The sequence below is a fragment of the Hymenobacter sp. 15J16-1T3B genome, assembly GCF_020711235.1.
Taxonomy (GTDB): Bacteria; Bacteroidota; Bacteroidia; order Cytophagales; family Hymenobacteraceae; genus Solirubrum.
This window is the reverse complement of the sequence record NZ_JAJFAV010000007.1, coordinates 147618-171781: the sequence shown is the minus strand read 5'-3', so window position 1 is coordinate 171781 and position 24164 is coordinate 147618. Positions and strand designations below refer to the sequence as shown.

At 66.3% G+C, this 24164-nt stretch carries 16 protein-coding genes; 7 read left to right on the top strand and 9 right to left on the bottom strand.

What is annotated here, in order from left to right; translation table 11 throughout:
• Positions 1 to 31: 31 nt before the first annotated feature.
• Positions 32 to 5059: a DUF8693 domain-containing protein gene (locus LJ737_RS13685; protein ID WP_227766615.1), complete on the bottom strand. Its 5028-nt coding sequence runs from the start codon at positions 5057 to 5059 to the stop codon at positions 32 to 34.
• A 126-nt stretch (positions 5060 to 5185) separates the two neighbouring features.
• Positions 5186 to 6328, bottom strand: coding sequence for an FAD-dependent monooxygenase (locus LJ737_RS13680; protein WP_227766613.1), 1143 nt, complete (start codon positions 6326 to 6328; stop codon positions 5186 to 5188).
• 307 nt (positions 6329 to 6635) lie between these two features.
• On the opposite strand from LJ737_RS13680, the gene LJ737_RS13675 reads away from it, so the two are divergent.
• Positions 6636 to 7295 carry a hypothetical protein gene (locus tag LJ737_RS13675; RefSeq protein WP_227766610.1) on the top strand — a complete coding sequence of 220 codons (660 nt, stop codon included), beginning with the start codon at positions 6636 to 6638 and terminating at the stop codon, positions 7293 to 7295.
• Between the two features lie 132 nt (positions 7296 to 7427).
• Entirely contained in the window at positions 7428 to 8114 is a 687-nt protein-coding gene (locus LJ737_RS13670) for a hypothetical protein (protein WP_227766608.1), read from the top strand.
• A gap of 62 nt (positions 8115 to 8176) precedes the next feature.
• On the opposite strand, the gene dnaK is transcribed toward LJ737_RS13670, so the two are convergent.
• From dnaK to LJ737_RS13645, 5 genes are all read right to left on the bottom strand, one after another.
• Complete coding sequence (dnaK, locus tag LJ737_RS13665; protein ID WP_227766606.1) at positions 8177 to 10126, bottom strand: molecular chaperone DnaK; 1950 nt, start codon at positions 10124 to 10126, stop codon at positions 8177 to 8179.
• A gap of 299 nt (positions 10127 to 10425) precedes the next feature.
• The gene (locus LJ737_RS13660; RefSeq protein ID WP_227766604.1) at positions 10426 to 11409 is read right to left on the bottom strand and encodes an alpha/beta hydrolase; all 984 of its coding nucleotides are present in this window, start codon (positions 11407 to 11409) and stop codon (positions 10426 to 10428) included.
• Positions 11406 to 12329 (bottom strand): pseudouridine synthase, encoded by a 924-nt coding sequence (locus LJ737_RS13655; RefSeq protein WP_227766601.1) that lies wholly within the window; start codon positions 12327 to 12329, stop codon positions 11406 to 11408. The genes LJ737_RS13660 and LJ737_RS13655 overlap by 4 nt, the downstream gene beginning before the upstream one ends.
• An 84-nt stretch (positions 12330 to 12413) precedes the next feature.
• Positions 12414 to 12848 (bottom strand): hypothetical protein, encoded by a 435-nt coding sequence (locus LJ737_RS13650; protein ID WP_227766599.1) that lies wholly within the window; start codon positions 12846 to 12848, stop codon positions 12414 to 12416.
• A gap of 218 nt (positions 12849 to 13066) precedes the next feature.
• The gene (locus tag LJ737_RS13645; protein ID WP_227766596.1) at positions 13067 to 15145 is read right to left on the bottom strand and encodes a VWA domain-containing protein; all 2079 of its coding nucleotides are present in this window, start codon (positions 15143 to 15145) and stop codon (positions 13067 to 13069) included.
• A 195-nt stretch (positions 15146 to 15340) separates the two neighbouring features.
• On the opposite strand from LJ737_RS13645, the gene LJ737_RS13640 reads away from it, so the two are divergent.
• From LJ737_RS13640 to LJ737_RS13625, 4 genes are all read left to right on the top strand, one after another.
• On the top strand, positions 15341 to 15898 hold the full coding sequence (locus tag LJ737_RS13640; protein WP_227766594.1) for a hypothetical protein: 558 nt from the start codon (positions 15341 to 15343) through the stop codon (positions 15896 to 15898).
• A 190-nt stretch (positions 15899 to 16088) separates the two neighbouring features.
• A complete protein-coding gene (locus LJ737_RS13635) occupies positions 16089 to 16928 on the top strand; it encodes a hypothetical protein (protein ID WP_227766592.1) in 840 nt (279 codons plus the stop codon).
• 100 nt (positions 16929 to 17028) lie between these two features.
• A complete protein-coding gene (locus tag LJ737_RS13630) occupies positions 17029 to 18183 on the top strand; it encodes a hypothetical protein (RefSeq protein WP_227766590.1) in 1155 nt (384 codons plus the stop codon).
• A gap of 46 nt (positions 18184 to 18229) precedes the next feature.
• Positions 18230 to 19711 (top strand): rhomboid family intramembrane serine protease, encoded by a 1482-nt coding sequence (locus LJ737_RS13625; protein ID WP_227766588.1) that lies wholly within the window; start codon positions 18230 to 18232, stop codon positions 19709 to 19711.
• Between the two features lie 32 nt (positions 19712 to 19743).
• Here the strand turns inward: LJ737_RS13625 and LJ737_RS13620 are convergent, their stop codons facing one another.
• Together LJ737_RS13620 and fabG are read right to left on the bottom strand one after the other, a co-directional pair.
• Positions 19744 to 20394 (bottom strand): YiiX family permuted papain-like enzyme, encoded by a 651-nt coding sequence (locus tag LJ737_RS13620; protein WP_227766586.1) that lies wholly within the window; start codon positions 20392 to 20394, stop codon positions 19744 to 19746.
• 228 nt (positions 20395 to 20622) lie between these two features.
• The gene (gene fabG / locus LJ737_RS13615) at positions 20623 to 21372 is read right to left on the bottom strand and encodes a 3-oxoacyl-[acyl-carrier-protein] reductase (RefSeq protein WP_227766583.1); all 750 of its coding nucleotides are present in this window, start codon (positions 21370 to 21372) and stop codon (positions 20623 to 20625) included.
• 448 nt (positions 21373 to 21820) lie between these two features.
• Between fabG and LJ737_RS13610 the strand changes: the two genes are divergently transcribed.
• Positions 21821 to 24157 (top strand): TonB-dependent receptor, encoded by a 2337-nt coding sequence (locus tag LJ737_RS13610; protein ID WP_227766582.1) that lies wholly within the window; start codon positions 21821 to 21823, stop codon positions 24155 to 24157.
• The last annotated feature ends 7 nt before the right edge of the window (positions 24158 to 24164 follow it).

Here is a 24164-nt window from a genome sequence, read left to right as displayed (position 1 = left end):
CGGGGCTTTTTTAGGACTGAGGCCTACGCGGCTATTCCACTACCACGCGGCGGGTAACGGGGGCCTGGCCCGCCGCCGTCACGCTCAGCAGGTAAGTACCGCGCGCCAGGCCGGCAGTGGGCAGGCTGGTGCTGCTCCCGGCGAAGGCCTGCGTGGCCACTGTGCGGCCCACCACGTCGCGCAGCGTGGCGGTGGCAGCCGGCACGGCTTTGCTCAGGGTCAGGTGCAGCGGCGCCTGGCCGGCTACGGGGTTGGGCCACACGCTCAACTGCAGCGTCTGGGCGGCGGCCGTTGCCAGCGGGCGTTGCGGCGAGAAGACCAGCTCGAAGCGGCCGGTAATCAGGCTAGTGGCATTGGTTACCGTGAACTGGTAGCTCGGCTGCTGGGCCAGGTCGATGACGGCGCCGGTCTGCAGGTCGCGCAGGTAGGTGGGCACCCCGGCCAGGTTCAGCAGCTCGGCGGCGCTGAGCGAGTAGGTGCCGGGCGCCGGCACGCCCACGGCCAGCGGTACCACGCGCGGGGCGGTGCCCAGCTCGGCGCGCCCGTCGATGCTCAGGCGCTGGGTGGCCGAGAGGCTGGTCGAGAGGTTCAGGCCCGAGGGGTTGGGCAGTTTCTCCGCGTCGTACTGCGCGTCGTAGCCATCCGTTGCGCCCTGTTCGAAGTACACAAACGCGGCGTCGCTCACCGCGCTGCCCGCGGCGCGCAGGGCCAGCTGCACCAGCGGGCGGGTTTCGTTGGGGCGGTGGTAGGTCGGGTTCGTGTAGGCGGTGGGGCGCTGGCTGTTCCGGAAGGTGAGCGTGCCCGCGGTTTGGCCGGCCGTCACCCGCACGAAGAAGCCCTGGCCCAGCGGCAGCACCGGGCTGATGGTGCCGATGCCGTTGTTGTAGAAGCCGTAAGCGCCGGCGTACGCGTTGGACGGGTCGTTGCTGGCAAACACGTAGATGCTCCCGTCCACGTTGGGGCGGTCGGCGGCCGACAGCAGGCTCCAGTCCAGGGGCGAGGGGTAGGGGTTGCCCACCAGCGCCAGGCCCGCGTCGGCAGCCGTGGCGCCGCTGTTGCGGCCCAGCGCGACGGCGAGGGTGCCGTTGTTCTGCGGGCCGGTGAAGCTCAGCGCCTGCCCGGCGGCCAGGTTCACGGTGTAGCCCTGGCCCACGTTCAGCGCGTCGTTCAAGGTGCCGGGCGAGAACCAGCCCTTGTCGAAGGTCGACAGGTTGTTGCTGGCCGCGGTCAAGCGGCTTTGGTCGTAGCCGAATACAGTCGGGAAGGGCGTCACCGCAGCGGGCGTGGCCGAGCCGTTGTACGCCGGGTTCACCACCGGGCTGAAGCCGGCCGTGGCCAGGCTGCCGACCGTAGCCGTGCTGATCGGGGCCGACACGTGGCGGTAGCCCAGGTTCGGGTTCAGGTCCGGCGTGATGTAGCGCTGCACCGTCAGGTTGCCCGTTACCACGTTGCTGCCGTTGTTGACCACCATGGCCGTGTTCGTCGCGTCAGAGGCCAGCGTGAGCGGGTTGCCTTGGCTGGCGAGGTTGCCGTTCAGCGTGAGCAGGCGCCGGACGGCCGCGCCGGCCGAGGTGCTCACCTGCGCCCCGTTGCTGCTCACCGTCAGATTCCAGAAACGGGTGCTGCTGCTGCCCAGCAAGTTGCCCAGCGTGGTGCTGCCCAGCACCACGGTGCCGCCGGTGGGCCCGAAGGTGCCGTTGTTGGTCAGGTTGGCGCGCACGTCGAGCGTGCCGCCGGTTTGCGTCAGCGAGGCTCCGCTGCCGATGCTCAGGCTGCGGGTAGTGGCCACGCCGCTTGCAATCAGCGGCATGCGCGGGGCTGCGCTGGGAATGGTCGCGTCGAGCGAAGCCGTGGGCACGCCGGCCGTCCAGTTGCCCGCCGTGTACCAGTCGGTGCTCACGGCGCCCGTCCAGGTGGTGGCCGTAGCCGGGGCGAGGTAGGTCAGCGAGTACGACGAAGACGCCAAATTGCCGTTGCCGGCGGCGTCCTGGGCGGCGCCCGCTGCAACCTGTACCGTGGTAGCCGTACCAGCCGTGGTGGGCGTGACGCTAAACGTGTACGGCCCGCTGCCCGAGCCCGTCGGCCCGCTGCTCACCGTGCCGTTCGTCACGCTGATGCCGCTGGCTGAGAAGCCCGTCACCGATTCCGAGAAGCTCACCGCGAAGGGCAGGGGCGTGGTTGCGGTCGACGCCCCCGACGCGCCGGCCGAGGAGCTGAGGGTTGCCGTCGGGGCCGTGGTGTCAACGGCGAAGGTGTTGGTGTTGCTGTCCACGCTGGTGTTGCCAGCCGCGTCGGTGGCGCGGACTTTCACCGTGTGGCTGCCGTCGGCCAGGGCCGTGGGGTGGGAGAGGCCCCAGGTGCCGCCCGGCACGGCGGTGGTGGTTCCAATCGGAGTACCATCGACGAACACCGTAACGGTTGCGCCGGCTTCACCCGAACCGCCGTAGAGGGGGCGGTTGTTGCTGGTCTGGCTGCCGTTGGCCGGCACCACCACCACCGGCGCCGCGGGCGGGGTCGTGTCCACCGTGAAGGTGTTGCTGTTGCTGGCGGGGCTGACGGCACCGCCGCTGGCCTGGGCGGTGGCCGAGGCCGTGTACACGCCGTCGGCCAGCAGCGTGACCGAAGTCATCGTCCAGTTGCCGGAGGCGTCGGTCGTCGCCGAGCCCACGCTGCTGGCACCGATGTACACCGTCACGGTGCTGCCGGGCGTGGCCGTGCCGGTGTAGGGCGGGCGGGTGTTGTTGGTCAGGCTGCCGTTGGCCGGGTTCAGCAGCACCGGGGCCGCCGTAGCCGGCTGGGTGGTGCTAAAGACGGTGCTGGCCGCCGCAGAAGTGGCGCCACCGGCGCAGTTCGAGACGATGTTGACCGTGTAGCTGGTGCCCGGCGTGAGGCCCGTCAGGGTCACCGGCGAACCGGCCACCGTCTGCGGGCTCGTGGCGGGCGTGGTCGTCACGGTGTAGCTCGTGGCCGAGCCGCTGGCCGTAAAGCTAACCGAGGCCGTGGTTTGCGTGATGCTGCCGGCCGACAGGTTGGTGGGCGCATTGCAAACCGCGGCGGTGATGGTGAAGTTGGTATTCGAAATGTCGAAGAAGTAATTGTCGGCCGCTTCCACCATGATGCGGGCCGTGGTGGTGGCCACGTTGGGCACCGTGACGGCTTGGCTGCCGTCGTTGGCCACGCCGCTGGCCAGGGTAGTGGGATAGGTCAGCCCGCCGTCCGTGGAGAGCAGGATGTTGACCGTGGCGCAGTTTACCCCGTTGGCGGTGGTGCCGGCCACGTTCCAGGTCACGGTTTGGGTGCTGCTGCCCGTCCAGGTCAGGGCCGTGTTCGGGGCCGTTACCAGGAAGGGGCCGGCCGCGCTGGTCACGGGCAGCACTAGGTTGGCGCTGTAATTTACCCCGCCGACCACGCCGGCCGCGCCGTTGTGCTGGTCGCGGGCGGTGCAGCGGAAGGTGAGCGTGCGCGACACCGTGGGCAGCCGCTCATTGGCGCTGCTGGTGTTGCTGATGATGTCGGCCAGACGCGGAAAATACCGCGTGGGTGAGCTGACGGGCAGGAAGGAGCGAAACAGCGGCACGTTGCTGTTGGCCGCTTGCGGGGTCGTAAGGGTAGCGTAGGCTCCCAGGTCCATTTCCTCCCAGCAGTACGTCAAGGCGTCGCCGTTGGCGTCCGTGGCGCTGGCCGTCAGGCGGAAGGGCGTGCCGATGGGCAGCGTCCGAGCTGCGGGAATACTCACCACCGGGGCCGTGTTGCCGGTGGCCGTCGAGGTGCCGCAGGCCGTGGAGGCAATAAACGCCGCCATTTCCTGGAAACTGCCGGTGTGGAAGTAAGCGTCGGAGTTGGGTTGCAGGTTGTCGGGCGCGCAGATACCCGCGTAGGCCATAATCGTGCTGCCCGAGCCCGGTTCGAACGCCGTGCCGGGGTTGCCGTTGCTGGTGCCGCAGTTGGGCCCGGAAGCGCTGTTAAAGGTGTGGTTGCCGCCGAACTGGTGCCCCATTTCGTGGGCCACGTAGTCGATGTCGAAGGCGTCGCCCAACGGGGCGCTGCTGCCGGTCACGCCGCGGGCTTTGAACGAGGCGTTGCACACCACGCCCAAGCCGGCGTAGCCCCCGGAATTGGTGCCGAACACGTGCCCGATGTCAAAGTTGGGCGTCCCGATAACGTTGGTGATGTTGGTCTGGGCCTCGCCAATCATCAGGTCCGCCCGGCCGTTGGTGTAGGGGTCGGATCCGCCGTCGGTATAGATAATTTGGGCGTTGGAACCCACCAGCTGCAGGCGCACGGCCAGTTCCTTTTCGTACACGCCCACCACCCGGTTCACCGTCGTCACGATGGCCGCCTGGGCCAGGGCTACGGTACCGCCGTGGAAGGCGGTGTACTCGCCGGTAGCAGCCACGGCCAAGCGGTAGGTGCGCAGGGTCGGGCCGGTGGCAATCAGCACGCGGTTCTGGCCGTTGCCGGCCGCTATGCCCCGCATCTGGCTGGCGGCCAGCTCGGCGGCCGTGGGCTGAAACTGGCACACCGGCACGGCTCCGGCCGCCGCCCGGTTCATGTCGCGGCGGTAAAAGCTGAGCACGTGCTGCTGGTCGCCGCGCGTGGCCGGGTCGATGTACACGGTGCCGGCCGTCTCCGACAAAATCTGGGCGTGAAAGCCCTGGGGCGTCACATCCAGCCGCACGGTGGCCGTGGGGTCGTCGAGGCCCACGCCGCGGTAGGTCTTGATCTGCGGAAACTGCGCCGCCAGGGCCGGCGCCATCACGGCTGTTTCCGTCACCGCGAAGCGGCCTGAGGTGCCGTCAGGCAGGGGCAGGGCTAGGGTCAGCGGCGCGGCGCCGGCGCGGGTTTCGGCCGGGGCCGCGGCCAGCGCCGTTCGCAGGCCGGCGGCGTTTAGCGTGAGCGGCCGGCTGTGGCGCAGGGCCGCGCCCAGGGCCGAGCGGGCCGCCGTGGCGTCGTCCTGAAAATACGGGGCGGCCGCCCGTTGCTGGGCCTGAGCACCGCCGCCCAAGCCGAGACCCAGGGCCAGCGCGTAGGCGGATGTGTGGAGGTATTTTTTTATCATAAAAACCAGAAAGCGTGCGTAAAAAAGCAAGGGGTCAAAGATGGAATTATAGGTGCAGCCGGTAAAGAGCGGGGTCGAAAATAATTTTGCCCGCCCCGCCGCCGGCCTTGGTTAGGGCCCGGGCGGCTACTCGGCGTAGAGAAAGGCCATCTGCCGGGTGTTCACGGCCGCGGGCAGGCGGCGCATCACGGCGTTGCGCAGTGTTACCAGCAGCGGGTGGCGCAGCTGCGCCACCCAGCCCAGCTGCCGCGACTGCCGCACGATGCGCGTGGTGCGCGGCCGGCGGCGCTGGTCAAACAGGCGGAAGGCAGCCGTGGTATCCGCGGGGTGCTCCTGCAGGCAGCGGGCGAGCATGGCCGCATCTTCCACGGCCTGCCCGGCGCCCTGGCCCATGTTGGGCGTGGTGGCATGGGCCGCGTCGCCGGTGAGCAGCACCCGGCCAAAATCGAAGCGCGGCAGCGGAGCCAGGTCGATGATGTCGCCCCACAGCACTTGCTCGTCGGTGGTGAGGGCCAGCAACTCGGGAATGGGCCGGTGGAAGCCGGCGAAGTGGCGTTGCAGATCCGCGAGCCGGAAGGCCCGGTAGCGCGGATTCTGGGGCTCGGCGCTCGAAATGCAGGCAAACCAGTACACCTGCCCCGTGCCCAGCGGCACCACGCCGAAGCGCCCGGCCCGGCCCCAGCTTTCGGTGCTGCGCCCCGGCGGCAGGCCCAGCGCCGCCGCCTCGATGACGCCGCGCCAGCAAGTGTAGCCCGCGTAGCGCGGCTGGGCGGCGGGCAACAGCTGCTGGCGCACCCGCGAGCGGATGCCGTCGGCGGCAATCAGGTACGGCGCCTGCGCCTGGGTGCCGTCGGCAAAATGGGCCGTGACGCCGGCAGCGCTTTGTTCGAAGCTGGTGAGGCTTTTGCCCAAGTGTAGGCAGCCGACCGGCAGGTGCTCAAGCAGCACGCGCTGCAAGTCGGCGCGGTGAATGGCGAGGTTGTCGTAGCCCAGTGGCTCGGTGAAAGCGCGGGTGTCCACGTCGTTGAGCACCTGGCCGTGCTCGTCGAGCAGGCCGATGCTGGTGACGGGGGAGCCAGCGGCGCGCACCGCTGCGTGCACGCCCAGGTGGTCGAGGGCCCGCATGGCGTTGGCGCCCAGCACCACGCCCGCCCCGATTTCGCGCAGCGCCGCTGCGGCTTCGAACACCCGCACCTGATGGCCGAGTTGGTGCAGGGCCAGAGCCGTGGCCAGGCCCCCGATGCCCGCGCCGATAATGAGAAACTCCATGGATTAACGCCGTAAGGTGCCACCCTCGCCCAATGATGTGGGGCAGCGCCATTGCGGCCGCAACTTACTCAGCAGTCGGCGCCCGCTCTACCACATGATCGGGTGAGAAGTGCACCGCAGTGCCCGCGGGGCTGCTACTTTGCTTACACCAAGGGCCTGACGGCCGCCGCGGTCGGGTTTCCCAGATAGGAAAAGCAACCTCCCAAATAGGGAGAAGGCAAATTGAACTAAAGTTTCCGCCGGCAGAGTTTCGGGCGGGTAGCTTTACTTGAAGTAGCGCAGAAATATGACTTTTCTCTTTACCTCTTTGTTGATCGGCCTTGCGGGGCTAACCACGCCCAACCCCGAGTCCGGGCCCGCTTTCAAAGCCGACATGGTGCCGGCCACGGCTACGCGCGCCACGGCCTTCGTGCCTGCCGGCTGGCTGCTGGAAAAGCAGATCAGCGGCGACCTGAACGGCGACAACCGCCCCGACCCGGTGCTGATGCTGGTGGAGCGCCCCAGCGCCTCGGCCCCCGAAGCCCGCCGCGAACGGGCTCTGGTGGTGCTCATCAACGAGCCCACCGGGCAGCTGCGCCGGGTGGCCACCTCCGGCACTGCCCTTTACTGCACCGGCTGCTTCGCCTCCGACCGCACCGTGGCCCCGGACCTTGCCATCAGCAAGGGCACCCTCTCGGTGCGCCACCTCTCGGGCGTGGAACAGTCGTTGGATGTGACCCAGCGCTACCGTTTCGACAATGGCCGCGTGCGCCTCGTGGGCGAAAGCGTGATGCAAAGCAGCCGCCTCAAACTCGACACCACCTACAAGCGCACCGATTACCTCACCGGCCAGCAGCAAACCGAGCACATCGTGGCCGACCCCGCCGACCCCAGCGGCGCCAAGCAGCTCGTCACGCGCAAGGAAGCCAAAGTGCCTACTGCGCCGCGCTTTCTGGAAGACGTGAACGTCGCCAGCCTGAATCTGTAGTAATTCCGCTCAATCTGCTCACATAGCAAGCGACAGGCCGGGGCCATGCTCCGGCCTTTGTTGTGACCGGTCCGCCGCGTATCTGCGTATCTTAGGAGTGATATGCGAGCCGCGGCATTGTTCATTGGTCTGTTGCCGCTTCTCGTCGGCTCGGTGGCGGCCCAAAGCCGCAAAAGCCAGCTTGCGTCCCTCGAGCAGCTGCCCGTTACCGCCCGGCAGCCCACGGCGTTTGTGCCCGCCGGCTGGCGCATCGAAAGCCGCCTCGGGGGCGACCTGAACGCCGACCAGCGGCCCGATTCGGTGCTGGTGCTGGTGGAAAGTTCTGAGGAAGAGCCAGGGGCCGCCGATGTCAACCGCAACCGGGCGCTGGTGGTCATGCTGGCCCAGCCCAGTGGCGCTTTTCAGCGCGTTGGCGTGGGGGTAGGGGCCTTGTACTGCACCAAGTGCCTGTCCCGGGATTCGTCCCGGGTCGGCACGCCCGGCGTAAGCCTGGTGCGGGGCGACATCTTGGTGAAACACCGGGCCGGCACCAACCAGCGGCTGACGCAGACGCAGCATTACCGCTACGAAAACGCCAGCGGCCGCGTCCGGCTGGTGGTCGAGGACTACAGCTGCCTGGACCGGGCCAACGCCACGTTTGTCAGCGCAACGACCGATTTTCTAACCGGGCAGCAGATTGTACGCCGCGGCACGGGGCATTGGTACTTCACGATGGCCAAGCCGACCACCCGCGCCGTGGAGGTGCCCCTGCTGTACCTGGAAGACGTCAACCTGCACAAGACCATACCCGCCTGGCTGCCGCCCGATTTCTTCAATTAGGCCACAAAAAAAGGCCCCGCAGCATCTGCTGTGGGGCCTTTTGCTTACCGAAGTTGGCCGGGTTACTTGCCTACTTCTTCGTAGTCTACGTCGGTCACGTTGTCGTGGCCCGCGCCCTGGCCTTGCTGGCCGTTGCCGCCGGGCTGGCCGCCCTGGAAGCCGCTGGCGTCGCCGCCGGGGTAGCCCTGGGGCTGGCCTTCACCGCCCTGAGCGTACATCTCCTGCGAGGCTGCCTGCCAGGCCGCGTTGATGGCCGTCATGGCCGAGTCGATGCGGGCCAGGTCCTTGCTCTCGTGGGCCGAGCGCAGTTCCGTCAGGGCCGATTCGATGGCCGACTTGTTGCCGGCGCTCAGCTTGTCGCCGTACTCCTTCAGCTGCTTCTCGGTCTGGAAGATCATCGAGTCGGCCTGGTTAACCTTCTCAATCCGCTCCCGCTCGGTTTTGTCCGCTTCGGCGTTGGCCTGGGCTTCCTGGCGCATCCGCTCGATGTCGGCGTCCGACAGACCGGACGAGGCCTCGATGCGAATTTTCTGCTCCTTGCCGGTGCCTTTGTCCTTGGCCGTCACGTGCAGAATGCCGTTGGCGTCGATGTCGAAGGTCACTTCGATCTGCGGCACGCCGCGCGGCGCGGGCGGGATGCTGTCGAGGTGGAACTTGCCGATGGTGCGGTTCTGCGAAGCCAGCGGACGTTCACCTTGCAGCACGTGGATTTCCACCGAAGGCTGGTTGTCCGAAGCCGTCGAGAAGGTCTCGGACTTCTTGGTCGGGATGGTCGTGTTCGACTCGATGAGCTTGGTCATCACGCCGCCCATGGTTTCGATGCCGAGGCTCAGCGGGGTCACGTCCAGCAGCAGCACGTCCTTCACCTCACCGGTGAGCACGCCGCCCTGGATGGCAGCGCCCACGGCCACCACTTCGTCGGGGTTTACACCCTTCGAGGGCTTCTTGCCGAAGAACTTCTCTACTTCTTCCTGGATGCGCGGAATGCGCGTCGAGCCACCTACGAGGATAACGTCGTTGATGTCAGCGGCGGTCAGGCCGGCGTCGGAGAGGGCCTTTTTGCAGGGCTCCATCGAGCGGCGGATCAGCGAGTCGGCCAACTGCTCAAACTTGGCGCGGCTGATTTTTACCACCAAGTGCTTGGGGCCCGAGGCGGTAGCCGTGATGTAGGGCAGGTTGACTTCCGTCTCGTTCGAGGACGACAGCTCAATCTTGGCCTTTTCGGCGGCTTCCTTCAGGCGCTGCAGGGCCATCGGGTCCTTGCGCAGGTCCAGGCCTTCGTTTTCCGAGGAGAAAGTCTCGGCCAGGAAGTTGATGATAACCTGGTCAAAGTCGTCGCCGCCGAGGTGGGTGTCGCCGTTAGTCGACAGCACTTCGAACACGCCGTTGTCCAGCTCGAGGATGGAAATATCAAACGTACCACCGCCGAGGTCGTACACGGCGACTTTGTGGTTCGAGTGGTCTTTGTCGAGGCCGTAGGCCAGGGCGGCGGCCGTGGGCTCGTTGATGATGCGCTTCACGTCGAGGCCCGCAATGGCGCCGGCCTCTTTGGTGGCCTGGCGCTGGGCGTCGTTGAAGTAAGCCGGAACGGTGATAACCGCTTCGGTTACGGGCGTGCCGAGGTAGTCCTCCGCGGTCTGCTTCATTTTTTGCAGCACCATCGCGGAAATTTCCTGCGGGGTGTACTGCCGGTCACCGATTTGCACGACGGCCGTATCGTTGTTGCCGCGCACGACTTGGTAGGGCATGTGCGCCGCTTCGTCGGAAACTTCCGAGAAACGACGGCCCATAAAGCGCTTGATCGAGGCGATGGTGTTCTTGGGGTTGGTAATAGCCTGGCGCTTAGCGGGGTCGCCCACTTTACGCTCGCCTTTGCCATTATCGAGGAAAGCCACAATCGACGGGGTCGTGCGGCGGCCTTCGCTATTCGGAATTACAACCGGCTCGTTGCCTTCCATCACGGCCACGCACGAGTTGGTCGTGCCGAGGTCAATACCGATAATTTTGCCCATTGCTATGGAGTGGTGAGTAAGGTGAAGGTGTCTCAGTTTGAGGGGCCGCCCCGCTCGGGGCAGCTGTGCGGCAGATTACAAGCAGCGTACCAAGGGCCGGAATTGACTTTTTAGCTGCCACAATGTCACCGTGCGGCAGGGACAGCGCGGGTTTTCTGACGAAAAGAAGTTGTACGGCGGATAGCGGCCGACAGATATTCCGAAAAGCGCGAAAGCCGGCAATTTGTGTCTGCCACAAAGCGAATGAGCCCACAACCTGGGCCTTGCGTGCGGATTTGCCGGCAACTGCTGCGACGTCGCTACGGGGCCACGGCGGCGCTGTCGCGTTTTTCCAGAAAGGTCCAGATAGCACTCTGCCACGCGGCTTGGTGCCGGCGCCAATACGGCTCGTGGCCGCTGCCGGGAAAGTCGCGGCGCTGCTTGGGGCCGGCCAGAGCGGCGTAGATGGCGTCGGTTTCCGGGCGCGTCACGCGCGGGTCGGCCGTGCCCCAGAGCAGCAAGGTGGGCACGGTAATCTTGTGTGCGTAGTGCTCGGCCGAAAGGTCGTAAGCCCAGAACCCGTTTTGCACGCCGCCCCAGAACACGAGCAGGTTAGCCATCGGGAAAGGAGGCACGCCCATGCTGCGGAAACGGTTCTGGGCCGTTTGCAGCATGCTGCCGTAGGGGCACTCCACAATGTTGGCGTCGGCTTGCACGCCCAGCTCACTTTCGGCCCGCAGGATGGCCACGGCGCCCATGCTCACGCCGTAGAGCACCAAGCGGGCCTCGGGCTGCCGCTCGCGCAGCCAGCGCACCACGGCCGCCACGTCGTCGGCTTCGCGGTAGCCCACGGTGGTGCGGTAGCCGGCCGAGCCGCCGTTGCCGGCGAAGTCGGTCAGCAGCACGGAGTAGCCGAGCTGTCGGAAATACGCCGCCTCGGTGAGCAGCTTGGATTTGTCGCTGGCGTAGCCGTGAAACAGCGCGACCGTGCCGTGGGCTTCCTCCACCGGGCAGTACCAGCTTTGCAGCCGGCCGTTGGGGCTGCTGATGCTGACTTCCTGAAAGAAAAACGCCGGTGCCTTGCCGTTGCGGGGCTTGGGATTCTTGATGCCGGTGGCCAACACCCACAGCTTTTCGGCCACCGAGAGCTGTTCGGGATTGGCCGTGTGCGTGCCGGCTTCGGCCGAAAAGTGCGTGAAGCGCCAGGCGTGGTTGAAGGCCACCACGTTGGCCAGCAACAACAGCAGCAACGCGGCTAGCAATAGCCGGACCCCGAACCGACGGCGCTTCACGGGTGATTTCATTTGCCGCGGCGCGGGGAGCGGCTCGTCGGAGCCGATGAACGGCCAGGAGCCGTGGGGCGGCCGGTGCCGGTGGGTTTGCCGCCACTGCGCGGGGTGCCGGTGCTGCCGGCGGGCTTGGGGCCGCGCGGGGCGCCGCTGCCCGGGCCGCCGCTACGGGCGCTGCCGGCTGCCGAAGCGGAACGGCCGCCCGAGCGGCCCCCGCCCTTCGGGCCACGGCCGGAAGCCGCTTTTTCGGCGGCGCGGCGGGCGCGGGCAGCTTTTTCGGCGGCTACTTTCTGCTCGTAGTTGGGGTCGTACTTCACCGTGGGCTTCTTGCGGGCGGGAGCCGTTTCGCCGGGCAGGGCCGCCGCGGTGAGGCTTTTCAGCTCCTGCACTTCGGCGGCGGTCAGCTCGCGCCACTTGCCGGGGGGCAGGCCCCGCAGGCCCAGGCTGGCAATGCCGGCGCGCACTAGGCGCAGCGTCGGAAAGCCCACGGCCGCCGTCATCTTGCGCACCTGCCGGTTCATGCCTTCCGAAATGGTCAGCGCCAGCCAGCTGGTGGGAATGTTGGCGCGGAAGCGCACCGGCTTGCTCCGCTCCCAGAGGCCGGCGGGCGGCTCGGGCAGCAGCTCCACTTCGGCGGGGGCGGTGAAGCCGTCTTTGATCTGCACGCCGCGGCGCAGCTGTTCCAAGGCTTCTTCGGTCGGCTCGCCCTCCACCTGCACCCAGTAGGTTTTGGGCACTTTGTAGCGCGGCTCGGAGAGGCGGAACTGCAGCTGCTTGTCGTCGGTGAGCAGCATCAGGCCCTCAGAGTCGTAATCGAGGCGGCCGACGGGATACACGTCGGGCACCTGCACCAGCTGCTTGAGGGTGGCACGGCCGGCCTCGTCGGTAAACTGGGGCAGGACTTCGTAGGGCTTGTTGACGAGCAGGTAGCGCATGGGGCGGGGTAGGAGCACGCAAGAGGTGCCCAGCGGGAAATAACGGCCGAAGCCAGGGTTTTGATGCGGCGCTACGCAGCGCCGCTAGTCGAGCCAGGTTTCGACGTCCTTCCGAATGGAATTCGAGTCGCCGGCCAGCACAAAGTTCCACCCTAATTCGATAGCCTGCACGGCTCGTTGCATTTCGGCCACGTCGGCCGGGGCAAAACCGGACTCGGCGGCCATCCAAGCGGCATATTTTCGGCCCGTCGTGAGCAGGCTGTTGAGGGCGTACACCAGCGGACGGTCCAGGGCCGCGGCCTTGGAAGCGTCGTCGGCATCAGCGGGCTTTTCACCGTTCAGGTGCTGATTTACCGTTTCCAGCGCCACCAGCACGTCGTCGGCCAGCGGCTGCACCGGGCGGAAGGCCTTTTTGTCGCTGATGAGGTAGAGCACGTACTGAAAATCTTCGGCCGAGGGCTTCTGTTTCGAGAGGCCCGCGTGGCGCAGGAGCTTTTCGAGGGAGGTGGGATAGTCCATGTGGGAATATAGGGGCAGTGCTAACAAAGAACGTCATCCTGCGCAGAGCGACGGACCTTCCTCGTGCCCTGCACCGCCGCTAAAGTCTTGGCTTAAGCCGTTCAGTTGAAAGCGTCAGGGGCTGCGCTTCTCAGTTAGTGCGGAGTGGGAGGAAGGTCCTTCGGCTACGCCTCAGGATGACGGAAAAACAAGGGCCGCGGCTCAACCTGAAAAGAATGTTAAATACTGCCCGAGTACCGCCGCACGGCCCATTCGGCCGAGGCCAGCAGCACCAACAGCACCAGCAGCCAGGGCTCGTCGATGAGGTCCTTGAGCTCCTCCTGGGAGTAGAGCACGGGCTTGAACTTGGCCTGCACGAGCTGCTGCTCCAGCTGCTGCAGCTGCTGCGGGTAGTAGAGGCGGCCGCCGCTGCGTTGGGCCAGTTGGTAGAGGGCGTTGTGGTCGGCGTGAGCGGCGCCGGCTTCCAACTGCTGCTCCTGCACCAGCAATTCGCCGCGGTCTTGCTGGGCCTGGCCGGCTACGGTGGCCGTGGCCGTATAGCGGTACACACCGCCGGGCAGCGGGCCGAGGCGCAGCGGGCCGCCGTTCTGGCGGTTGGTGAAGGTGAACGTGCGCGGGCGGTTCTGCTCGTCGGTCAGCGTGAGGCTGATCTGCTGGTCGTACACGCGCTCAAACACGGCGTTGTAGGTTTCCACGCCCAGGGTCACGTCGTCCGAGGTATTGAAGACGTCCTGGGTGGGGTACACGTCGAGGCGCTTGCGGCGCGCGTCCTGGGTGAGCAGCTGCAACAGGCGCGTGACGAGGCCGTCGTAGGCCGGGGCCCGCTCGTCGGGGTGGGTGGCGGCCTCGTGCAGGCGCCACTGCCAGCTGCCCTCGGTGAGCAAGGTGGCCTGGCGCTGCCCGGCGGGCCCGGCCACCAGCAGCAGCGGGCGGGCGGTGCTGGCGCGGCCCTGCCGTTGGCGCAGAATCACTTCGGCCCCGCCGCCCACCTGCGCGTCGGTGGCAGCCACGGGCACGGCGGGGTAATCGGCTACGCGGGCCTGGGCATCCGCGTCGAGGGTAAAGCGGGTGAAGTTGGGGTTGACCACCGGCGAGACTTCCGCGCCCGGGCCGCCCGCCACGCGCAGGCCGGTGCCCAGAGCGTTGTAGGCGGGTAGGTCCGACTGCGCCCCGAGCACGAACAGCGCCGGCAGGTGGCGGCTGCGCACGTAGTTGAGCACCTCGCGGCCCTCGCCGGTGCGGCTGGGCAGCTGGTGCAGAATGGCCACGTCGTAGTCCTGCTGGGCGCGCAAGGGCTCGATACCGGGCAGCACCAAGGTCACGTCGAAGTTGTCGTTGCCGAGCAGGGCGGTGCGCAGGGCTTTCAGGTCGGGGTGGGGGGCGGCGCCGGCCAGCAGCACCCGCAGGCGGCCCTTCACCACTTCGATGTAGGCGTTGCGGGTGTTATTCAGCTGGGTAAACTCGCCGGACTGGGCCTCCACCACCACTTCGTAGCGGTGCTTGCCGGGGGCGGTGGCGCTCAGCAGAAAGCGGGTGCGCTGCAGGCGCTGGTTCGGGCTCAAGGCCACCTGCCGGCGCTCCAGCACCCGGCCGTTTTCGCGCAGCAGCACCGTGGCCGTGCCGCCCTGCGGAAAGCCGTCGTAGCCGATTTCGGCCTCCAGCGGAAAGCGGTTGCCGGCGAAGGCCACGCGGTTGTAGCGCAGGTCGGTCACGCGCAGGTCGCGGCGGGGCAGGGTGTCGCCGAGGGCCACGGGGTAGATGGGGTAGCTGAAGTCGGCGTAGACGGGCGGGCGGCCCTGGTTGGCCAGACCGTCGGAGGCCAGCACCACGGCGGCGAGGTTGCGGCCCTGGTAGCTTTCCTGCAGGTCGGTGAGCAGCGCGTCGAGGTTGGTGGCCGGTTCGCGGAAGCGAATCTGGGCGGCCTGGGCGGGCGCGGCCGTGTCGAGGGTGCGCAGTTGCACCGTGTAGCCGGCTTGGCGCAGGCGTTCGGTCAGGCCATCGAGGCCGCGCAGGGTGCCGCGCAGGGCCGCGGAGTCGGGCGAGTACAGCGGTACCGAGCGCGAATCGTCGACAGCCAGCACCACGGTGGGCGCCTCCTGCGTGGTGGTGTCGCGGCGGAAGATGGGGCCGAGCAAGAGCCAGCACAGCCCGCTCACCAGCACGAAGCGCAGGACGGCTAAACCGAAATTGACGGCCCGGCTCCAGGGAGCTTTTTTCGAATAGAGCAGCGCCGCGTAGCCGGCCCCAACGGCCAGGCACAGCAGGATAAACCAGGAAGAGTAGGCAGTAGTCAGCAAGGACCGGAAATCAGCAGATGGAGAGCCTAAGAACCCCGCCGCGCGCTAAACAGTTGCGCGGGGGCGGCTTGGGCACGAAGTGAGCGAAGGTAGAAAGTTGCGGGCGGGGAAGCACAGCCGGGGCGCTAAGCCAGTAGCTTTATCCGTTATGAGCGAATCGGTACAACAAACGTCACGCTAAAACAGAGTCGTCGGATGCTACGGGTACTTGGATCTTTTGCGGCCGTTTGCGCGCTGATTCTGCTGCTGGCTAGATCATGTGAATCAGATTCGAAGCCGGCTGTTATTTCTAGTCAGGGACACATTATTGGTAACATAGCCTGGCGGGATACGCTATTCTTATCTGCTTCTTTCTCTGAATGCGGCGAATGGGGCGGGCATCGGGAACTAATCAAGGTTTATCTGCGGGCTGATAAGTTACCCAAAGCCGGGCCGGAATGGATTAAATGGCGCAAAGGGCCACTGACCGCTGCTTTTTGGCTGGATACTATCGGTTGCTCTAAGCCTATCCGAAAGTTCTTTCCGGTGAGCCAACACCTGATTAGCTTAGGTGAAGAGGAATCCATAACTCGTTATCTGCAGCAGCTGCAGACGCATAGCTTGCAAGAGGTATATCCATCCCAAACCGGCTCTGTATATCAGGCTTGGCTAACGAACGATGAGTTACGGTTGCATTTTCTTGACACCCGAGAAGGATGGACTGGCTTTGGCGAATTGCGCGAGAAGCTGTTCAAGCAAAACAAACGTCCATAATGCCGATTGAAATACGCTTCCTTCGCCGCCTCCGATGAAGCATAAGCGCAATGCTACCCCCTGCGACACGGGTAATCAAGCAGGAGCGGACCCACTAGGCCGAAAACTAAACGCCAGCCCCGCCCACAATTGGCGGCAGATTTGCGAGGGCCGGAAAACGACATCCTTGTACGTTTATCCCCCTCGCTCTATGAAGTTTTTCTACGCGCTCGGCGCCGTGGCCGCTTCCTGCATCACCACGCCGGCCCCCGCGCAAACAGCCCCGGTCGCCCCAGCCGATTCCAGCCGCGGCTTCTTTCGCCACCCGCGCTGGTACGTGGCCCCCAGCGCCGGCGTGGCGCTTACGCACCTGCGGCTGCGGCGCTACACCGGCTACGATGAAACCCTGTTCGAGCGCAGCTACCTCAGCGGGCAAGACCTCGACCGCGGCCCGCGCCTGCTGCTGGGCGCGCAGGGCGGGGTGGTGCTGGCCCACGGCCACTTGGCCCTGCACACCGAGCACGAGCTGCGGCGCTTCGGCACCTACCAGCAGACCTTCGACACCGGCCACCCTGATTTTCCGGAGAAAACCTACTACGCCCGCGGCGCGGCCCTCTCCAGTGGGCTGACCGTGCGCTACCTACACACGTACCGGCGCGTGCAGTGGTTTGGGGGTCTGGGCCTGAGCCGGCTTACGCTGCTGGGCCTGCGCTCCGGCAGCTACTACAACGGCGTGGACCGGCGCGAGGCCTACGGGCTCAGCCTGCCCACCGACGGGCAGTTTCTGCAGCAGTGGCAGCACGGCCACGGCTACGGCTCGTTTCACCCGGTGGGCGGGCTGTACTTCGAAGCCGGTTCCGCCCGGGGCCGCTGGTCCCTGACGTGGAGCTACCGGCACACCTGGTACGGGCTGTACATGGACGACAACTCCGTGTACAGCTTTCCGGCCGACCGCCTGACCGGGCAAATCACGCGCTACACCACCGGCTACCAGTACAGCCTGCGGCCGGTGGCGTTTTGCTGGACGGCCGCCTACCGCCTGAACCGTTAACGGTCCGGGTCAGGAGAGTACAGGCATGGGCTGCCGCGCCCGATTGCCTAATTTTGCTTGGGCCCGCCGCGCGTCATCCGGCCGCGGGCCCGCTACCCACATGAAACACGGGCTACTCGCCACCCTCGCCGCGCTCTTCGTGGCGCTGCTGCTTACTGCCTCTGCCCACGCCCAGGGCCGCGTCGTGCGCGTGCGCCTCGGCGACGGCATGGCCACGCTCAACGCCAACTTTCCCAAGGATTACACCGACCGGACCTTCATCAAGGGCTTGGCCATGTACCGCAACAAAATCGAGGATTTGGCCGGCTGCCTGATCCTGCTGGAAGACCGCGACAAAGCCAGTATCATCGGCCAGTACGTGAAGTCGGGCGAGCCGCCGCTGAAGAACGTGGCCCTCTCCGACGTGCTCTACAGCTCCAAAATCAGCGCTTCCTTCAAGATGAACGGCAGCTACATGATTGCCTCGGTGGCGGCCACCACCTCCTCGGTGGTCGAGCTCATCGTCACCGACATCAACGGCGTGCTCGTGCCCGAAACGTCGATTCCGTACCTGGACATCTGCCGGGCGGCCAAAAACGTGGATAAGGAGCTGAAAAAGAAGATTTACTACATCCGCTCGGCCAAGCTCACCAGTGTGCACAGCCGCGCCTACCAGGAAGTCAACGCCGAATCCGGGGTGACGGGCACCGTGTTCAGCGCCGGCGGCAAGGTGTACAGCTCCTCGGATCAGTTTAAAACCGACTACGTGGTCAGCGTCGATCTGGTGAGCCTTACGAACCTGCTGCTGACCAAAAACTGCGACAACCTCATCAGCAGCAGCGAGCTGGCCAGCCGCCAGCAGCAGGACCGCGCCAAGCAGGACGCCGAGCGGGCCGAGCAGGAGCGCCGCCAGAAGGAAGGCGAGCTGAAATCGGCCAAAGCCGAGGCCGACGACCTAAAGAAAAAGGTGGCCGAAATCCAGGAAAGCCTGAAGCGCCAGGCCATTACCACCGACGACTACCGCAACCAGGTGGAGGCCCTGCGCCGCGACTTGGTAACGGCCCAGGCGCGCGTCAACCAGGTCAACATCGAGTTCAAGCAGGTGGAAAACAACACCAAGGTGGTCGTGGCCAACGCCGAGCAGCAGCAGGCCCAGGCCAAAACTGAGGGCGACGCCAAGCTGGTGCAGAAGTCGGACGTGGGCGTGATTTCGGAGGTAAAAAACCTCTCGGAGGAGGAAGTCAAGAAAATGGGCTTCAAGGACGTGAAACCCTAAGCTAGCGGCGGGGCGGGTTAGCTTTGCGGACCGCATCCGCTTGCTTATGGCTTCCGAAGAAAACGCCTCCGCTTACTCGCTTGCCCTGCCCATCGAGCCGCTGGCGCCGCCGCAGGCCCTCATGCTGGCCGACGAAACGGCCCGCCGCCTGGGCTGGGCGGTGTTCCACCTGAGCTCGTTCGGGCTGCGGGCCCGGCGCGCCGGCGCCCGCCCCGCCGGCGCCGACGTGCAGCTCACCGTGCTGCTCTACGCCAACGCCGTCGAGGTCAGCAGCGGGCCCGCCGACGGGGCCCCGCCGGAGCCCGCGGACGATTACCGGCAGCCCATCGAAGCGTTTGCCCGGGCCTTTGCCGCGGAGCTGCCCGCGGCCGACGCGGCCGCGCTGCAGTGCCGCTTCGAGCAGGCCCGGCCCGCGTTTGTGCCCCCCTCGCGCGACGTGCTGGCCCCGCCCGCGGAGCGTCGCACCTTCCTGGATTGGCTGGGGCTGCTGCGGCCCCGGCGCGGCTACGTCGTCACGCCTGTGCTCATCGTGGCTTGCCTACTGGTGTTCGTGCTAATGGCGGTGAACGGGGCCAACCTCATGCTGCCCGCCGGCGAAGACCTGCTGCGCTGGGGCGCCGACTACGGCCCGCTCACCCTCGGCGAAGGGCAGTGGTGGCGGCTGCTGAGCAGCGCGTTCGTGCACATCGGCATCATCCACCTGCTGCTGAACATGTACGCGCTGCTCAACATCGGGCTGCTGCTGGAGCCGCGCATCGGGCCGGTGCGCTTCGGACTGGCCTACCTGCTGGCGGCCGTGGGCGGCGGCCTGGCCAGCCTCTGGTGGCACGATTACACCGTCAGCGCCGGGGCGTCGGGGGCTATTTTCGGCATGTACGGAGTGTTTCTGGCCCTGCTCACCACCAACGTGGTGGAAGCCGAGGTGCGCAAGGAGCTGCTGGGCAGCATCACGGCCTTTGTGGGCTACAACCTGCTGTTTGGCTTAGCCGGCAACATCGACAACGCCGCCCACCTCGGCGGGCTGCTGACCGGCCTGCTGGTGGGCTACGGGCTGTGGCCGACGCTGCGCCCCGGCGTGCCCGCGCTGCGGCAGCACCTGCTCACGACGGCCCTGGCGCTGGCGCTGCTGGCCGGCGCCGGGTGGGCCTACGGCCGCCTGCCCAACGCCTGGGCCACGTACCAAGCCCTCATGCAGGAGTTCAGCAAGCAGGAGGTTCTGGCCCTGAATGCCCTGAACCAGCCGCCCGGCACGCCCCGCGACGAGCAGCTGCGCGCGCTGCAGGAGCACGGCATCTATTACTGGGAGCAGAACCTGCGCCTGCTGCAGCGCCTCGATTCCTTGCGCCTGCCCGACGAGGCCGAGGAGCGCAACGCGGCGGTGACGCGCTACACCCGCCTGCGCCTGCGCAGCTACCAGCTGCGCTACCGGGCCCTGGCCGAGAATTCCGCCGCCTACGCCGATTCCATCCGCGCCTACGACCAGCAGATCGAGGCACTCATCGAGGCGCAAAAACCCAAGCCGGAGTAGCACCAGGTTCAGCACCGGGTACGGAGGCGGCGCTACTTCTGCACCACCGTCACCAGCTCGGGGCTGCTGAACATGCGCGCCGGCGAAATGACGGGCTCGTCCAGCGGCAGCTTGCGGCCGTACCGCTCGCGCATCTTCTGCTGCACGGCGGGGTGGGTGAGGTCAAACTCGCGCAGCTGCTGCAGCCGGCCGATCTGCCGGCCGGTGGCCTCCTGGTACACCTTCCAGAGCAGCTCGGAGCAGTAAATCCGCTCGTCGGACCAGCCGAAGTAGAGGTCGTAGGGCCGGCCGCGGTACCGGTGGCCGGCGCGCAGCAGGCGGCGCAAGGTAGGGGGCGTGAGTACCTGCTCGGCATCCCGCAGGCGCTTCACCACGAAGTGCCCGCCCTGGCCGCGGACAATCCACTTCTCCAGGGGCGTGATGCCCACCGGCTGCACGGCCTCCAGCACCTGCCACTCGCCGCCCTGCCGAAACAGCAGGCCGCAGTGGCTGTACGGGGAGTGCGTGGCCAGCTGAATGGCCCGGCTCTGCGCTGACTGTGAGGTGTGGAAAATCAGGTCGCCCGGGCGCAGCTTCCCGGCCAGCACGATGACGGTGCCCTCGGCCCGCTGCCGCTGCATGAAGCGGCTCACCCGGTGCTTGAGGCGCGGGTAGGCCAAGCCCCCGGCCAATGCCAGGGCCAAGACGGCAAGGACAACAAAACCCAGACGGCGCATGCGTAGTGCTAAAGCGGAAAAAAGAACGTCATGCCGAGCGCAGCCGAAGCACCTCTACCGCGTCGCTCCCGCGAAGTCGTTCGGTAAAGATGCTTCGGCTGCGCTCCGCATGACAGTACTATGTGTAGCGAAATGCCCCGGCGGCTCCCGGCTCAACGCTTGATTGTGGCTGTGGGGCCGCCGCAATCAGTCGGCCTAGGTCAGCATGCCGCCGTCGACCTGCAGCACCTGGCCGGTGATGTAGCTCGAATCGTCGGAGGCGAGGAAGGCGGTGGCTTTGGCAATGTCCTCGGGCGTGCCGCCGCGCTTGAGCGGAATGGCCTTGCGCCACTCGTCGACCACCTTGGCGTCCAGCTCCCCGGTCATTTCCGTCTCGATGAAGCCCGGGGCAATGGCGTTGCAGCGGATGTTGCGCGAGCCCAGCTCCAGGGCCACCGACTTGGTGAAGCCGATGATACCCGACTTGGAGGCGGCGTAGTTGGCCTGCCCGGCGTTGCCTTTGATGCCCACCACCGAGGTCATGTTGATGATGCTACCGGCTTTGGCGCGCATCATGGGCTTGGTGGCGGCTTTGGTGAGGTTGAACACCGACTTGAGGTTCACCGTCAGCACCTGGTCCCACTGCTCCTCGCTCATGCGCATCAGCAGGCCGTCCTTGGTGATGCCGGCGTTGTTGACGAGGATGTCGAGCTTGCCGAACTCGGCCACTACGTCTTCCACCAGCTTTTCGGCCTGGGCGTAGTCGGAGGCGTCGGAGCGGTAGCCCTTCACCTTGGAGCCGTGGGCGGCCAGCTCCTGTTCGAGCTGCTGGCCTTTCTCCACGCTGGAGAGGTAGGTGAAAGCCACTTGGGCGCCTAGTTGGGCAAAATGCTGGGCAATGGCCCGGCCAATTCCTTTCGAAGCGCCGGTAATCAGCGCCACTTTTCCGTCGAGCAGTTTGGTCATAGGGCAAAGCTACGCAAACCGGCGAATGAGCCGCCACGCGGAGTTGAAGGCCGGCGGCTAACGGTGGCACCGGCCGTCATTGCGAGCGAAGCGAAGCAATCTTTCCTCCAGTAGCACCGCCGATGCAATACCCACCAAGCCAAAACAGGACCGCCCGAACCTGCAGATACCGGTTTCGGGCGGGGCAGCTTGTGCCGTTTGTGCCGCGAGAGGAAGGATTGCTTCGCTTCGCTCGCAATGACAGCGGGGTGAACCGCGCCGGTTCCTAAATTCTGTAAGCGAAAAGGGGAAAGCTGTACGGCCACCTTGGGTCCTTAGGGCCATTTTTGCGGCCAGAATCGGCATGGCAGGCAACCTTTTTGCTCGTCGCGGCCTCAAACTAATCGGCCCGCCCCGGCGTTAGCCTCTGACATGCCGCCGACCGGTGCGGCGGGCTTATCCACCCTTGATGATGCGTTTTTACTCTTTCCGGGTCGCGTTGGCGTTGCTGCTGCTGCTGGCACCGCTCACGCTGCTGGCCCAGGCCCAATACCTGCTGCGCGGCGTGGTGCGCGGCACCGACGGCGGCGCGCTGCCCGGCGCCAACGTGGCCGTGCCCACTCTGGGCCTGGGCGCCGCCACCGACGCCAACGGCCGCTACGAGCTGAGCCTGCCCGCCGGCCGCCACCGCGTGGTGGCGTCCTTCATCGGCTACAAAACCGTGACCGAGGACGTGAACCTGCGCGGCCCGCAGCGCCTCGACCTGGTGCTCAGCGCCGGCACCGAGCTGCAGGAAGTGGTCATCGAAGGCTCAGGCACGCTGGAGCAGAAGCTGCAAACCACCCAAATGGGCGTGGAGCGCCTCTCGGCCCGCGAAGCCAAGCTGCTGCCGGCCCTGTTCGGCGAGGTCGACATTCTAAAAACGCTGCAGCTCAAGCCCGGGGTGCAAAACGGCGGCGAGGGCACCAGCGGCCTGTTCGTGCGCGGCGGCTCGGCCGACCAGAACCTCTTCCTGGTCGACGACGCGGTGGTGTACAACCCGAACCACCTCTTCGGCCTGTTCTCGACCTTCAACTCCGACGTGGTGCAGTCGGTGGACCTCTACAAATCGGGCTTCCCGGCCCAGTACGGCGGGCGCCTCTCTTCGGTGGTCGACGTGAAGCTGCGCGAGGGCAGCCGCGACTCGTTCGGGGTGTCGGGCGGCATCGGGCTGATTTCCTCGCGCCTGGCGGTGGAAGCGCCCATCAAGAAAGGCAAGGGCTCGTTTCTGGTGGCCGGCCGCCGCACCTATTTCGACGTGTTCACGCGCCAGATCAACAAGCTCAACGAGGACACCAAGGACTACAACCCCATCCCGGACTACTACTTCTACGACCTGAACCTGAAGGCCAACTACCAGCTCACCGACAAGGACCAGGTGTTTCTGAGCGGGTACTTCGGCAACGACGTGTTCGGCTTCAACTCCACCCGCGGCTTCAACTTCGACTTTCACTGGGGCAACCGCTCGGCCACGGCCCGCTGGAGCCACGTGTTTTCGCCCAAGCTGTTTACCAACAGCACCGCTACCTGGTCGTACTACACCTACAACATTGCCAACAAGCTCGACCAGTTCAGCTTCGGGCTCGGCAGCAACATTCGCGACTGGAACCTGCGCTCCGACTGGGAGTGGCGGCCCACCGAGAAGCACGTCGTGCGCTTCGGGGGCTCGGGCACCGTGCACCACTTCGGGGTGGGGCGCCTGCAGGCCAACGGCGGCTCGTTCAACATCGGCCAGAACGTGGAGTACGACGGGCTGGAGGGCGGCTTGTTTGCCGCCGACAACTTCACCGTCACCGACAAGCTGGCCCTCGATTACGGCTTGCGCCTGACGGGCTTCCGCTCGGGCTCGAACGACTACGGCGGGCTGGAGCCGCGCGCCGCGGCCCGCTACAGCCTCACGCCTAGCCTCTCGCTCAAGGCCAGCTACGCCCTGATGTACCAGTACGTGCACCTGGTCACCAACTCCGGCGCCTCCCTGCCCACCGACATCTGGTACCCCTCGCGCCTCTCGGTGAAGCCCCAACGCTCCCAGCAGGTGTCCACGGGCTTCAGCTGGCTGCTCGGGGCGGGGAAGTTTCTGCTCACCGACGAAGTGTACTACAAGTGGGCCCAGCGCCAGATCGACTTCCGCGACGGGGCCCAGCTGTTCGTGAATCCGGAGCTGGACGCGGAGTTTCTCTTCGGCCGGGGCTGGGCCTACGGCAACGAAATCTACCTGGAGAAAAAGCAGGGCAAGACCACCGGCTGGCTGGGCTACACCCTGGCCTGGACCAAGCGCGAGTTTGAGCCCCAGCGCGGCACCAACGGCATCAACGGCGGCCGGGCCTTCTTCCCGACCTACGACCGGCGCCACAACCTGACGCTGGTGCTGCTGCACAAGCTCAACAAGCGCGTGAACCTGACCGGCTCCTTCGTGTACACCTCCGGCAACCCCACCACCTTGCCCACGGCCCGCATCGGGGTGCAGGACGTGTACGGCGGCGAGCTGCAGGCCGTGCCCATCTACCCCGACCGCAACTCCTTCCGCCTGCCCAGCTACCACCGCCTCGACCTGGGCGTGGTGTACAAGCTCAAGCCCTGGCGCACCATCGGCGGCGAGTCGGACCTCACGCTGAGTATCTACAATGCCTACAACCGGCGCAACCCCTACTTCATCTACATCGACGAGGTGAAAAACGAGGAAACCGGCCTGCCCGAACGCTACCGCGCCCGGCAGGTGTCCTTGTTCCCGGTGATTCCCTCGCTGACCTACAACTTCAAATTCTAAGCCCCGC